This is a genomic window from Bradyrhizobium elkanii WSM2783 (genome assembly GCF_000472865.1).
In the GTDB taxonomy this organism is placed as follows: domain Bacteria; phylum Pseudomonadota; class Alphaproteobacteria; order Rhizobiales; family Xanthobacteraceae; genus Bradyrhizobium; species Bradyrhizobium elkanii_A.
Genome location: NZ_AXAP01000013.1, coordinates 1 through 12,525, shown reverse-complemented (window position 1 = coordinate 12,525; position 12,525 = coordinate 1). Strand labels below are relative to the sequence as shown.

Here is a 12,525-nt window from a genome sequence, read left to right as displayed (position 1 = left end):
ACTCAATAACGGCGAGTGTGCGGCTCGGCCGCGAGGTGACAGAGCGGTAATGTGACGCAACTTGTACCGCGCGCCTGCGTTACCATCTCAATGCTCATGCCCGACGACATCTTTACGCCCAACCGCGCCCGCTCGCAGGGCCCGTTCCGCGACACGCGGCCGCGGGGGAAAGTCATCGACCAGGACGGACGCGAGATTCCGGAGGCCGCGCTGCATCCGCAGTTCGAGGCGTTCCGGCTCGACTTCGAGACCGCCAATCCGTTCGGCAATCTCACCCGCGAGCAGCGGCTGGCGCGGCTCGAGGCGATCGCAAAGCTGCTCGACGTCGCCTTCATCGTGCCCGGCACCAAGATCCGCTACGGCATCGACGGCCTGATCGGCCTGATCCCGGTGGTCGGCGACATCATCACGACTGCGATCTCGCTGTGGCTGGTGCGCGAAGCGCGTGCGCTGGGCGCACCCTGGCATATCACCGCGCGGATGCTCGCCAATGTCGCGCTCGACGGCGCGGTCGGCCTGGTGCCGCTCGCGGGCGACGCATTCGACGTCATGTTCCGCGCCAATGTCCGGAACGTGCGCATGCTCAAGCGCTGGCTGGACAAGCAGCACGGTTATAGGTCCGAAAAAGAGAAAGCCCCCGGAGCATCCCGAGGGCTTTTCGCTTGGGTAGGTACGGATCGGTTTAAGCGGCGTCGGCGTCGGTATTGGCCTGCACCGGGCGCGGACGACGCGGCAGCGGGAACGCCTCGCTCTCATAGAGCGAACGGATGCCGTTCTGGTCGAAACGGGCTTCCTCGACCTGCAGGTAGGCGCCGTTCAGCGAATCCGCCGGCAGCTCTTCCATGGCATACTGCACGGCTTCCGCCGCGGTGCCAAAGCGCCGATAGGCGAATCCGGCCCGCTTCTTCTTGCGAATGGCGGCAGGAAACAGCTCGGCGGAGGTGTTAAAGTTGAACGGACGCATAGGACGCATGGTCGACGACCTCTTACTCTTCTTAGCGATAGCGCGATTGGGGGTTGAGGACGGCGGGCCACAACCGGCGGCGCGCCGCACATGTCATTTCGTCCCCTAATATAGGCTTATTTGACAAAATTGCGACCCCTGAACCGTGCCGACAGACCTCATGATGAATCCGCGCATGACAGTAAGGAAATCAGGATAAGCTAAATTAAATCAATTAGTTGCGTGAGTTCCGGGCCGCCTGCGTCTACCGGAAGGGGGAGAATCCGAGGTGATCGCCCGGTGTCCGGTCCGCGCATTATTCCGCGGCGCGGCGAAGTCGGCGACGGAATGACGACCCGGAAGGATTGCACGCATCGCGACGCGTTGACGCGGCTTGCGCCGCCTCGCTTCCCGCTCGGGTCGATCAGCAACGCTCTCAGCGGCAGCGCATAAGGCGCGACGTGCAGGGGCACCAAGGCTTGTGCGGGGCGCGCGGCGCTTTAAAACTGACGACAACAACAGAGCGACCGGTCATTGCGACGCCCGGTCCGCGAGGAAACGCTGGGAACGCCGAGGACATGCTCAAGGAAGCCGCAACCTACGACGAGCTCTACCGCAACTTCCGCTGGGACGTGCCGGCGCGCTTCAACATGGCGACCGCCTGCTGCGACCGCCATGCCGATGGCTCCGGGCGGCTCGCGCTTGTCTATGTCGACGAGGACGGCGCCCAGACGCGCACCACCTTCGACGAGGTCGCGGAGATGTCGCGCCGCTTCGCCAATGTGCTGAAGGCCGACGGTCTTGAGCGCGGCGACCGCGTCGCGGTGTTCCTGTCGCAATCGCTGGAATTGCCGATCGCGCATTTTGCCGCCTTCCGCTCCGCGATGATCTCGATCCCGCTGTTCGCGCTGTTTGGCGAGGATGCGCTGGAATTCAGGCTGTCGAATTCGCAGGCGAAGGCGATCGTGACCGACGCGGCCGGCTGGGAGAAGCTCGCCAAGATCCGCGACCTCCTGCCTGAGTTGAAGAACATCTATGTGGTCGGTGACGAAGCGGCCGCAGGCACCAGGCCGTTCTGGCCCTCACTGCGTGCGGCCTCGGCGGAGTTTACCAGCGTCGACACCTCGGCCGACGATCCCGCGCTCATCATCTATACGTCGGGCACCACAGGAAATCCAAAGGGCGCGCTGCACGCGCATCGCGTCGTGCTCGGCCATCTGCCGAATGTCGAGATGTGCCACAACTTCCTGCCGCGGCCCGGCGACCTGATGTGGACGCCCGCGGATTGGGCCTGGATCGGCGGCCTGATCAACGGCCTGTTCGCGTTCTGGTACCACGGCATTCCCATCGTCGGCCATCGCGCGCGCAAGTTCGAGCCGCAGGCGGCGATGCAGATGATGGCGGACCTCGGAATCCGCAACGTGTTCCTGCCGCCGACCGCATTGAAGCTGATGCGGCAGGCGGGCGTGAAGAATTCCGGCGTGAAGCTGCGCAGCATCTTCACCGGCGGCGAGTCGCTCGGCGGCGAACTATTGGGCTGGGTGCGCGACACCTTCGGCATCGACGCCCATGAGGTGTTCGGCCAGACCGAGTGCAACCTCGTGATCGGCAGCAATTCGAACCTGTTTCCGATCCGACCGGGCTCGATGGGCAAAGCGACACCCGGCTTCGACGTGCGCATCGTCAACGACAGAGGCGAGGAGCTGCCGCGGGGGACGCGCGGCATCATCGGTGTGCGGCAGCCGTGCCCTTGCACCATGATCGAATATTGGCGCAACCCGGAAGCGACCGCGAAGAAATATGCCGGCGAGTTCTTACTGACCGGCGATCTCGGCGTGCAGGATGAGGATGGCTATTTCTGGTACGTCAGCCGCGAGGATGACGTCATCACCACCGCCGGCTATCGCGTCGGCCCGTCGGAGATCGAGCATACGCTGATGAAGCATCCGGCAGTGGCGATGTCGGCCGTGGTCGGCATTCCCGATCCGATCAGGACCGAATCCATCAAGGCCTGGATCGTGCTCCGCCCCGGCTATGCCCCGAGCGACACGCTCGCCCGCGAGATCCAGGACTTTGTCAAAGTACAACTCGCCGCCCACGAATATCCGCGCTTCGTCGAGTTCGCGGAGTCGTTGCCGATGACCGCGACCGGCAAGGTGCTGAGGCGCGAGTTAAGGGCGCGGGGGTGAACCAAACACCGCTGTCGTCCCCGCGAAGGCGGGGACCCATAACCCCAGGCAGTTGTTGTGGCGCGAGCAAGCCGTTGCGGCGGAGCACAATACAAACGCCTGTGGTTATGGGTCCCGGGTCAAGCCCGGGACGACAGCGTGCGTGTGGTTACTTACGGCGTCGCAATCCCCAGCTCCTTCAGCGCCGCCAGCATCCGTTCCGGCGGTTGCATCTGGATGACCATGGCCTCACCGGTCTCCAGCAGGCTCTTGAGGCTGGAGAGGATAGCGGGCCAGCCGGCGCGGCCACCAGAAAGGATATCGTCGCTGATCGGCCGGTCGTGCGATTGCAGTAGCGTGAGCTTGACCGCATCGCCGGCTTGCTCGATCTCATAGGTCACGAGCGTCGGTCCGAGCTTTTCCACCAGCGCCGGCCAGTTGACGTTGAAGGTCACCGTCAGCTTCCGCGCCGGCTCGCATTCGATCACCTCGCCGGTGATGTGCGGCGCGCCATCGGGCGTGCGCACCATGAATGCGCCGCCGACGCGGAGATCGACCTCGACCGCGTGGCCGGAAAAATACTTCCGGCTGAACTCGGCATTGGTCAGCGCCTCCCAGACCTTCTCCGGTGTGGACGCGATATAGATCGTGTAGACGATCGCCGGCTTGAATTTCTCGATATTCATGTCCTCTGGATTCCTCCGATAGATCTTCATTTCTATTCGAACCCTTCGATCTCAAGCGCACGAGGCGGGATCGCGATCACTGTCCCGGTCTCGAGCAGGGTCTTGAGTCCCGACAGAATCGCCGGCCATCCCTTGGAAATGCCGTCGAGAAGTTTGCTGCCTTTGGCGAATCCTTCATGCGTCACGGTCAGCTTCACGAGGTCGCCGTGGGGCTCAATGGTGAAGGTGACCTTGGTCGGCGGTTCCTTGCGCATCTCCTCATCGAGCTGATGCTTGAAGGTGTAGGCGAGACGCCGCGGCCGCTCGGCTTGGAGGATCTCGCCCACATCCGTCGTGGTGCCGTTCATGACCAGTGCGAACGGGGAACCCACCTTCCAGTCGGATTTCACTTCCGTGTTGAACCAGTAACGCCTGGTGAACTCGCTATTGGTCAGCGCCTCCCACAATTTCTCGGGCGTGGTCGAGATATAGGTGACGTACACGAATTCCGGCTTACTCATCACGTTTCTCCAATTGCCGCTTCAATTCGCTGAGCGCGACCAGCTTGGCGCGCTCGAATTTTTTGATCCACCGTTCGCCGATCTGATGGATCGGCACCGGGTTGAGATAGTGCAGCTTCTCGCGGCCATGCTTGAACGTGGTGACGAGATTGGCCTGTTCGAGAATCGCAAGGTGCTTGGTGACCGCCTGCCGCGTCATGGCGAGGCCTTCGCACAGTTCGTTTAATGTCTGCCCGTTTCTGGCGTGAAGCCTGTCCAGGAGCGACCGCCGCGATGCGTCCGCCAGCGCTTTGAAGACTTCGTCCATGCCATCGACAATAGGCAACTAAATGGTTGCATGTCAAGGGTGTGTTTTGGCGCGGAATTCAGCCGTGTTATCGTAGCGTCAGCCAACGAAGATTGGCTTTGCAACAATGGGAGTGACGCATGAAGGGTGGCGGCAAACTTGCGCTGTGTGTGGCAATTGCTTTTCTCGGGAGCGCGGGCGCTTATGCGGAGCAGCAGAAGGTCGGAGCACCTCCCGAAGCCTCCAACATGAGATTGGTGGGAACCAACGACCTGCAGGCGCGCAGCGCCTATCAGCCCACCATCCATCATCAGGGCGACCGCTGGATCGCCTATATCGGCCATCACGGCGGCACTGATGAGATCCCCGATCCCGTCAATCCGATGAGCGGCAAGCCGGAACCCAACGGCACGTCGATCGTCGATGTCACCGATCCCGCGCATCCGCAATATCTGCGGCACATTCCGGGGCAGGAGGGCAAATATGAATCCGGTGGCGCGCAGATGGTGCGTGTCTGCGACGGCAAGGATCTGCCGAAGGGGGATCGCAGCGCGGTCTATATGCTACGCACCTTCGGCAGCGAGGCGCATGAGATCTGGAATGTCGCCGATCCCGCCAATCCCGCGCTGATCGCGCGGATCGGGGGACTGAAGGATACGCATAAGAGCTGGTGGGAGTGCGACACCGGCGTCGCCTTCCTGGTATCGGGCGCGCCGGACTGGCGCACCCGTCGCATGACACAGGTCTACGATCTCAGCGATCCCGCGCATCCCGTGAAGATCAGGGATTTCGGCCTGCCGGGCCAGGAGCCTGGTTCGACCGGCGCGGTGCCGACCGAACTGCACGGGCCAATCTCAACAGGTTCATCCGGCAACCGCGTCTATTTCGGCTATGGCACCAACAAGGGCGGTTTCCTCCAGATCGTCGACCGCGAGAAATTGCTCAACGGACCGAAGCAGCCGATCGCCGAGAATCTCCGCTATCCCGAAATATCGCGCATGCCGCTCTCGGCGCTCAACGGTGCACACACGACGTTCCCGATGCCGGGCATGCCGATCGCGGAATTTTCGCATGACAAGGACGGCAAGACCCGCGACATCGTGATGATCGTCGACGAGGCGATCTTGAACGAATGCGGCGAGGCGCGGCAGATGGTGTGGTTCGCCGACGTCACCACCGAGACCCGGCCAATGATGATCTCGAGTTACACCGTGCCGGAGGCGAGCGGCTCGTTCTGCGAACGCGGCGGGCGGTTTGGTTCGCATTCCTCGAGCGAGAGCATGGCGCCGGTTTACTACAAGAAAATCGCCTTCATCGCGTTTTTCAATGCCGGCGTGCGTGCGCTCGATATCCGCGATCCCTATCACCCCAGGGAAGTCGGCTACTTCATCCCGTCGATCACACCGGCAACCGACAAGCGCTGCGTCACCATCGAGGGCAAGGATCGCTGCAAGGTCGCGATCCAGACCAACAATGTCGAGACCGACGAGCGCGGCTATATCTATGCCGTCGACCGCGCCAATACAGGGCTGCATATACTCGAGTTGACCGGCGAGGCGCGCGCTGTCGCCGGCCTGCCGTGAAGGGGACGAATGCGCGCCTGGCTGGTCATCGCGATTGCAGCACTTGTGCTCGGCGTCCTCTCGGGCGTCGCAGCCTACGAGACTTCGACGCCGCGCGAGACATGGCAAGAGATCGCCTGGCCGTTTCCGCGCGACGGCTGGCCCGCCGGTCGCGCATTCCGCTGCAATGCCGTGGCCTGCGGCGGAGATATCGAGGTCTACATCCGGCCAAAGCTCGGCTTCTGCAACTGCACGACCGGCGTCGCCGACGATGATGAGGTCGACCGCGTCGCGGATGTCGACTTGATCAGTACGCAGTTTGTACCGCTGCAGGCAGGAAAAGCAGTGCTTGTCGCCGATATGCCCGGACGCATGAGGACGTACGATCTGAAGATTGGCGATGGCGTGCCGCATGGAGCGATCGGCATCGCGGTCTCGCACCGCTGCGATCTCCTGGTGGCGGCGGCGCAGGGCAGGGGAGATGCAGCGGTCGTGCAGCGCGCGGCACTGGAATTGCTGGCATCGGCAGAGACGGCGAGATGGGTAAAATTCGCGATGAACACGCAGTAAGAATGCTCATGCCCGGGCTTGTTCCGGGCATCCATGTCCTTATTATGCAACGAAAGCCTCGAGCCGAGTCCTCCCATGTCCCTGCAAGCCTATCTCGCCTATGTCGCCGCCTGCATTGCGCTCGCTTTGTTGCCCGGCCCGATCGTCACGCTGGTGATCGCCAACGGCCTGCGGCACGGCACCCGCGCAGCGCTGACCAATGTGCTGGGCGCGCAGGCGGGGCTGGCGATCGTGATCGGCGTCGTCGCCGTCGGTCTCACCTCGCTGATGGCGACGATGGGGTACTGGTTCGACTGGGTGCGCTTTGCCGGCGCGGCTTACCTGGTCTGGCTGGGCATCAAGCTGATCCGCTCGCCGGTTGCGGAGGTGAGCTCGGATGAACCGCCGCCGCCACCGCGCGGCGGTTTCTTCCTGCAGGGATTTCTGGTGCTGCTGTCGAATCCGAAAGTGCTGGTGTTCTTCGGCGCTTTCATTCCGCAATTCGTGGACCTAAACAAGGATCACTTCCCGCAAGTGGCGCTGCTGGGCGTGACCTTCATGGTGACGGCGGCGATGAGCGACATGGTCTACGCGCTGCTCGCCGGCCGCGCGCGAAAATTCTTTTCCAAGCGGCGGACGCGCCTGGTCTCGCGCGTCTCTGGCGGCTTCATGATCGGCGGCGGCATCTGGCTCGCGCTGACACGGGCGCGTTGAGAGCGAGCGTCGCGGTCAGGCGAATAAAGAAAAAGACCGCTAATCGAGGCGACCTCAAGTGCAGGTCCGTAATCGAAGCGTCGATAATTACTTCTTGCCGTGTTCCTCCATGTGGGCCTTGGCAGCTTCCTCGGAGTGATGCATGGCGTGAAGGGCGTGAGCTCTTTGCCGTATGTGCATGGTGGGCCGCTTTTTGGTGATGTCCGCCCTCATGGTGCTTAGCGGCTTCGCGATCCCCGGAATGTCATATGCCTGTCATGAAACGTCGCCATGTCTCGTGGGAATGCCGACACAGGCCGACTGCCGCGACTGCGTTGTGAGGGACGTCGAGCCTGTCTTCGCCGAGATGCTGATATTGCGCGGCGCATGAGTGCAGAGACCGACAGCGAAAATCGCAACATCCTGCTGAGCGAACGCTTTCCCGGTGGATCGTTCAAGGTGGTCGTAGCCCGTGCGCCGCGCGATTTGCACCGCTACCATTTGCGCCCAGACTTCTAGATTAAGTTCCAGTCTGTGGCAGCATGCGGACACTGCGAACGTCGCACTGAGGCATCTCAACGATGGCGCTGCCCAATACACAGTTTGTGCCAATGTCCACGCAGCAATATGCGGAGGCGATGGGTTGGCGCGAGCTCGATACCGAAAGCGCAGAAGGCCACCAAATCCAGACGTGCACTTATTCGAACTGAGATTGCAGACATCGTCAGAGACCTCTCGCATGACGCTGCAGGCAAGAACTTGCGGGTGACGCTCACTGGTTGACTGCACCATTGCTCCGAGACTCGCCACCAAGCGTTGCAGACGCGTTCGGCCTCGACGTACGTGGTTCCACTCGAAACAGATTGCGATCCGAACGCTTGCGCTCCCTCGCACGGCAAGGAGCGCTGGCTACTTCTAATATCGACGCGAAGGCCACATGCCGACATCATCGTGGCGTTGTCGCGACCACATTACAGGTGTCGCCGAAGCGTCACATGCGCGTCGTCAGCCAAGCCCGATAATCGTTGCGTCGTTGCCGACCAAGCGCGCGTAGATTGCGCAGCGAAAATGGGGCGTCCATATGAACTCGAAGAGTTTTCTCTCCTTGATATTGGCAATGTCGCTCGCTGCATCGCTGACCGGCGTTGCAGCGCCGGCGCACGCCGATAACGACGGCGGCAACCGCGACCACGGCGACAACCGCGACCATGATCATGACGGCGATCAGGACGGGAACCATCATGGTCGCAAGTCGCCGCGGGTGGTGGTGATCTCGCTCGACGGCGCGAAGCCCGATTTTATCCAGAAGTTCATCGACGAGGGCGTGTTGCCGCATGACGGCGGCCTGGCGCGGCTGAGCCGCCGCGGCGCGGTGGCGGAGCAGAACGTGACGGCGTCGCCGTCGCTGACCGCGGTGTCGCACATCGAGATTGCCACCGGCTCGACGGCGGTTCACAACGACATCCCGTCGAACACCTTCCAGGCAATCGTCGGGCCGATCTCATCGAGCATCAGCGGATTTGCGGCACCGATCGGCGGCTATCGCGAGAGCCCGCTCGGGCCTTCGACGCGGCCGACGGCATTGCCGTTGTGGGTGCAGTTGCGCCAGCAGGGAAAAAAAGTGGTCACCGCGACCTGGCCGGGCGGCGACGGCGCCGACATCTCCATCAACAACACCGTGGTGCAACCGGCCCAGCCGATCCGCGTCACCGACTTTACCGTGCCGTTCGGGGCGTTCGGCGGCATCGGAGCTCAGGGCTTCTCGCTGTCCCGGGGTGATTTCACATTCGATCCGGCTGTTGTCACGGCGCTCCAGGCGGCCGGCCGTTTCTCGTTTAGCCCGGTGCTGGTAACCTCAGCGCCGATCGAGACGTTCTCGTGTTCCTCGGCGCCATCGGCGACCTGCACCAATGCGGCGACGCTCGACGTCAAATATTCGATCCGGGTGGCGGCGCTCGACACCACCAATGACCGCAAGGTGAATTACGACACGCTGGTGTTCTTTGACGCGACGCGCGGCATCACGGCAGGACCGTTCCACGCGCCGTCGACCGGACCGGCCTACGTCAAGCTCGGCGGCGAGAATGCGCCGTTCTTCTTCGAAGGCAGCGGGGCCAGGGCCGGCGCCGCATACTTTGTCTCGGCGCTGGCGCCCGATCTTTCGGTGGTGCGCTTCGCCCGCTACGGAGCCAACTACATCCCGCGCAACGCGGCGGTGCTGGCCGATGTCGATGACATCAACAACAATGTCGGATTCTGGCGTCCGCAGGCTGACTTCCGCATTCCGGAGCGGCTGAGCCCGGGCTTCACCAACTTCCCCGACCTCGAGATCGAGACGATGTTCGAGGACATGGTGAAGACCTTCGTGCGCTACCAGGCTGATATCGGCGAACGCGCGATCCGGAACCATCCCGACGCTGATCTCGTGATGGTCTACATCGAGCAGCCCGACGGCTCTGAGCATCAGTTCCTGCTTACCGACCGCCGCCAAGGCACCAACCCGACCGATCCGAACTCGATCGGTGCGGGCCAGGATCCGGCCAAGGTCGCGCGGTATGCTTCATATATCCGTTTCGCCTATCAGACGGCCGACAAGGCGGTGAAGCAGATCGCCGATGCGGCGGGCCGTGACAGCAACGTCATCGTGGTGTCGGACCACGGCTTCGCGCCGTTCCACACGTCGGTCAGCCTGACCAACATCCTGCGCAACGCCGGCATCGACACCACCAAGATCGCGATCCGGACCTCGGGTCCGGCGGCCAACATCTACGTCAACCTGCAGAACCGCGAGTTGGGCGGCACCGTCGATCTGGCGGCCTACAAGGCGCTGGTAACGCAGATCACCGACGCGGTGAAGAACGCGGTCGATTCCAACCCGAAGTTCAACTACTCGCTCAAGGACGGGCGGATCTTCACCGTGGTCGAGACCCGGCCGCTGCAGTGCGAGGAAGGGACCGGGGAATGCACCAGCAAGACCATCGGACAGGATTTCGGCGATGTGTTCGCGCTGATGGCCCCGGGCTACAACTTCGACGGCATCCAGAACCCCGGCGTCGCCCGTCTCGGCGATGCGCCGTTCAATGCGACATCGACCATGCTGTCAATGCCTAACTTCTACGGCGCCCATGGCCACGATCCCGAGCTGCCGGTGATGAGCGCGACCTTCATCGCCGCCGGCCCGCAGATCCGCAAGGACGCCACGATCCGCCGCATGCGCAACACCGACGTGGCGCCGACCGTCATGCAGATCCTGGGCGTCACGCCCCACCGCGTCGACGGCGAGGTGCTGCGCGAAATCCTGCGCTGAAAAGTTAGCGCGCGATCCTCAAACTCGTCCGATGGGCGCTGACCAGCGCCCATCGGAACCGGCCTCGTTGTGTCCTGGCTTCTCTTCGCCAACTTTTTGGCCGCTCGCCTACAATCGCAATCGTTTCACGGCGGACTGAAACAGCTCTGTAATGCGGCCGGTTCAGGCTTTTACGGCAGAAGATTGGTAGCGGGACAGAAGTCAATGAGAATCACTCTATCGCCCTGACGTGCCAAGGGCCAACCCAACCGATAGATCGGCCTTCCTCGTCCGCGCCGAGCCGTGGACCTGCGGGGCCAGTCGACGATCACTAGAGCTCCAGCGATGTCGAGCGCCCAATCCGAGGACGCTGCATTGGGCCTTGGGGCTCAATGGTTCGTGAGGCTGTTGAATGCTACCCGTGCCGCCATAGGCTCACCTGCCGCCAGCCTTCTCGTCGCTCTGCCATCCCTGGCATCGACATGGGCCAACCTGTCTTCACGGCCGTGGGTGCCACTTCTCCGCGACGAACTGGTCAATGAAGGCTCGGAATAACGCCACCGCTTGATGGCGTCGTTTCCGATCGCAGTTCGGAGAACTCTTGATGCAATGGCGCTTGTCGGTGGACTGGGCACGGTCGGTCTGATGCCGCCGATCATGCGTAGGAAAAGGTCGAAATGAGCAGCCTGTTATCACGCTTGTTCGCGCTGGTGGCAGCCGCCATACTGCCGGCAATCGCGATACAGGCGTACAATGAGATCGACCTGCGTCGCACGCGCGAGGTCGAAGTGCAGGACGAAGCGCTCGGCCTCGCCAAGCTCGCCGCCGCTGAGCAGCAGCAGATCGTCCAGGGAGTTCGCCAGGCTTTGATTGCGCTCTCGGAGGTTCCGGCGGTAAAGGCCAAGGACGTCCAGGAATGCGATGCCTACCTGTCCCGGATCAAGCAACAATATCCGGAGTTCATCTCCTTTATCGTGGTCGACATGAATGCCAGTGCCTTCTGCTCCTCATTCACGGAGCATAGGGTAGCTCCCGTAGTGCATAAGCTGGCTCCCGCCACTGGACGTGCCTACTTCGCGAACGCCGTGAGGACCGGAAAATTCACAATTGGAGAGTTCGCGTTCGGCCGAAATACCGGTCGCAGCGTCCTCCAGTTTGCGCTGCCATTCTACGACGACGAAAACCACATGGGTGGCGTCGTCATAGCATCTCTCAGCCTTGATTGGCTCGCAGACTATATCGCGAAAAAGGGCGTTCCGGAGGGAGCCGCGCTCGCCATCACCGACCGCAACGGCATCTGTCTCGCTCGCTATCCTGACAATGCCCTGTTCGTCGGCAAGAAGCTGCCTGCCGGCAAAGATCCGACGCTTTCCAACGGGACTGTAGCTGANATGGTGAACGTTGACGGCGTGCGAAGAACTGTCGCATTCGCCGCTGTGGGGGAAGATCTTCTTGTCAGCTACGGCCTCGGCAAGGCCCAGACTTTCACCAAGATCGAACATCGCACGCAGCGCGACCTGTTGTTCATCCTCATGAGCGCCCTGATCGTCTTGATCCTGACNGCGTGGGGCGCNCAACGGTTCATCCANCGCCCGTTTGCACAATTGGTTGACGCCGCGAACCGNTGGCGGCTCGGCGAATTCGGCCGGCGNGTGGACATCCCGGGCAATTCGGAAATCGCACGGGTCGCCAGGGCNTTCAACGCCATGGCCGATGCGCTGAAGCACCGTGAGCACGAATTGTCCGAAGCGAGGGAGCAGTTTCATCAGAGCCAGAAGATGGAGAGCGTCGGCCAGCTCACCGGCGGCGTCGCGCACGACTTCAACAATCTGCTCACGGTGGTCTCCGCGAA

Annotated in this window: 11 protein-coding genes and 1 pseudogene; 8 read left to right on the top strand and 4 right to left on the bottom strand. The window is 62.4% G+C overall.

Annotated elements, in window-relative coordinates; all coding sequences use genetic code 11:
- Positions 1-90: 90 nt before the first annotated feature.
- Positions 91-606: pseudogene (locus YY7_RS58015) on the top strand (DUF4112 domain-containing protein); the annotation flags it as partial.
- A 76-nt stretch (positions 607-682) separates the two neighbouring features.
- Here the strand turns inward: YY7_RS58015 and YY7_RS0113975 are convergent.
- Positions 683-973: a hypothetical protein gene (locus YY7_RS0113975; protein ID WP_028163803.1), complete on the bottom strand. Its 291-nt coding sequence runs from the start codon at positions 971-973 to the stop codon at positions 683-685.
- 548 nt (positions 974-1,521) lie between these two features.
- On the opposite strand from YY7_RS0113975, the gene YY7_RS0113965 reads away from it, so the two are divergent.
- Positions 1,522-3,132 (top strand): acyl-CoA synthetase, encoded by a 1,611-nt coding sequence (locus tag YY7_RS0113965; protein ID WP_028163802.1) that lies wholly within the window; start codon positions 1,522-1,524, stop codon positions 3,130-3,132.
- A gap of 152 nt (positions 3,133-3,284) precedes the next feature.
- Here the strand turns inward: YY7_RS0113965 and YY7_RS0113960 are convergent, their stop codons facing one another.
- From YY7_RS0113960 to YY7_RS0113950, 3 genes are read right to left on the bottom strand one after another with little or no spacing between them, the layout of a single operon-like run.
- The gene (locus YY7_RS0113960) at positions 3,285-3,797 is read right to left on the bottom strand and encodes an SRPBCC family protein (RefSeq protein WP_028163801.1); all 513 of its coding nucleotides are present in this window, start codon (positions 3,795-3,797) and stop codon (positions 3,285-3,287) included.
- A 32-nt stretch (positions 3,798-3,829) separates the two neighbouring features.
- Positions 3,830-4,297 carry an SRPBCC family protein gene (locus tag YY7_RS0113955; RefSeq protein ID WP_028163800.1) on the bottom strand — a complete coding sequence of 156 codons (468 nt, stop codon included), beginning with the start codon at positions 4,295-4,297 and terminating at the stop codon, positions 3,830-3,832.
- A complete protein-coding gene (locus YY7_RS0113950) occupies positions 4,290-4,604 on the bottom strand; it encodes an ArsR/SmtB family transcription factor (protein WP_028163799.1) in 315 nt (104 codons plus the stop codon). Before YY7_RS0113950 ends, YY7_RS0113955 begins: the two co-directional genes overlap by 8 nt.
- A 119-nt stretch (positions 4,605-4,723) precedes the next feature.
- Between YY7_RS0113950 and YY7_RS0113945 the strand changes: the two genes are divergently transcribed.
- The 6 genes from YY7_RS0113945 to YY7_RS64380 all read left to right on the top strand — a co-directional run.
- On the top strand, positions 4,724-6,166 hold the full coding sequence (locus YY7_RS0113945) for an LVIVD repeat-containing protein (RefSeq protein ID WP_035690076.1): 1,443 nt from the start codon (positions 4,724-4,726) through the stop codon (positions 6,164-6,166).
- Positions 6,167-6,175: 9 nt separating this feature from the next.
- Positions 6,176-6,715, top strand: coding sequence for a hypothetical protein (locus YY7_RS0113940; protein ID WP_028163797.1), 540 nt, complete (start codon positions 6,176-6,178; stop codon positions 6,713-6,715).
- 75 nt (positions 6,716-6,790) lie between these two features.
- Positions 6,791-7,408, top strand: a complete 618-nt coding sequence (locus YY7_RS0113935) for a LysE family translocator (protein WP_028163796.1) — start codon at positions 6,791-6,793, stop codon at positions 7,406-7,408.
- A 366-nt stretch (positions 7,409-7,774) separates the two neighbouring features.
- Positions 7,775-7,906, top strand: coding sequence for a hypothetical protein (locus YY7_RS64385; protein ID WP_283807002.1), 132 nt, complete (start codon positions 7,775-7,777; stop codon positions 7,904-7,906).
- A 562-nt stretch (positions 7,907-8,468) separates the two neighbouring features.
- Positions 8,469-10,694 carry an alkaline phosphatase family protein gene (locus YY7_RS0113910; protein ID WP_028163795.1) on the top strand — a complete coding sequence of 742 codons (2,226 nt, stop codon included), beginning with the start codon at positions 8,469-8,471 and terminating at the stop codon, positions 10,692-10,694.
- Between the two features lie 656 nt (positions 10,695-11,350).
- A partial coding sequence (locus YY7_RS64380; RefSeq protein ID WP_028163940.1) for a HAMP domain-containing protein occupies positions 11,351-12,525 on the top strand: 1,175 nt, incomplete at its 3' end.

What these genes read in the sequence shown, in the direction of transcription:
- YY7_RS64385 (WP_283807002.1), top strand. Translation starts at nt 7,775, where the DNA reads ATGAGTGCAGAGACCGACAGCGAAAATCGCAACATCCTGCTGAGCGAA.
- YY7_RS0113910 (WP_028163795.1), top strand. Translation starts at nt 8,469, where the DNA reads ATGAACTCGAAGAGTTTTCTCTCCTTGATATTGGCAATGTCGCTCGCT.
- YY7_RS0113945 (WP_035690076.1), top strand. Translation starts at nt 4,724, where the DNA reads ATGAAGGGTGGCGGCAAACTTGCGCTGTGTGTGGCAATTGCTTTTCTC.
- YY7_RS0113975 (WP_028163803.1), bottom strand. Translation starts at nt 973, where the DNA reads ATGCGTCCTATGCGTCCGTTCAACTTTAACACCTCCGCCGAGCTGTTT.
- YY7_RS0113935 (WP_028163796.1), top strand. Translation starts at nt 6,791, where the DNA reads ATGTCCCTGCAAGCCTATCTCGCCTATGTCGCCGCCTGCATTGCGCTC.
- YY7_RS0113950 (WP_028163799.1), bottom strand. Translation starts at nt 4,604, where the DNA reads ATGGACGAAGTCTTCAAAGCGCTGGCGGACGCATCGCGGCGGTCGCTC.
- YY7_RS0113965 (WP_028163802.1), top strand. Translation starts at nt 1,522, where the DNA reads ATGCTCAAGGAAGCCGCAACCTACGACGAGCTCTACCGCAACTTCCGC.
- YY7_RS0113940 (WP_028163797.1), top strand. Translation starts at nt 6,176, where the DNA reads ATGCGCGCCTGGCTGGTCATCGCGATTGCAGCACTTGTGCTCGGCGTC.
- YY7_RS0113960 (WP_028163801.1), bottom strand. Translation starts at nt 3,797, where the DNA reads ATGAATATCGAGAAATTCAAGCCGGCGATCGTCTACACGATCTATATC.
- YY7_RS0113955 (WP_028163800.1), bottom strand. Translation starts at nt 4,297, where the DNA reads ATGAGTAAGCCGGAATTCGTGTACGTCACCTATATCTCGACCACGCCC.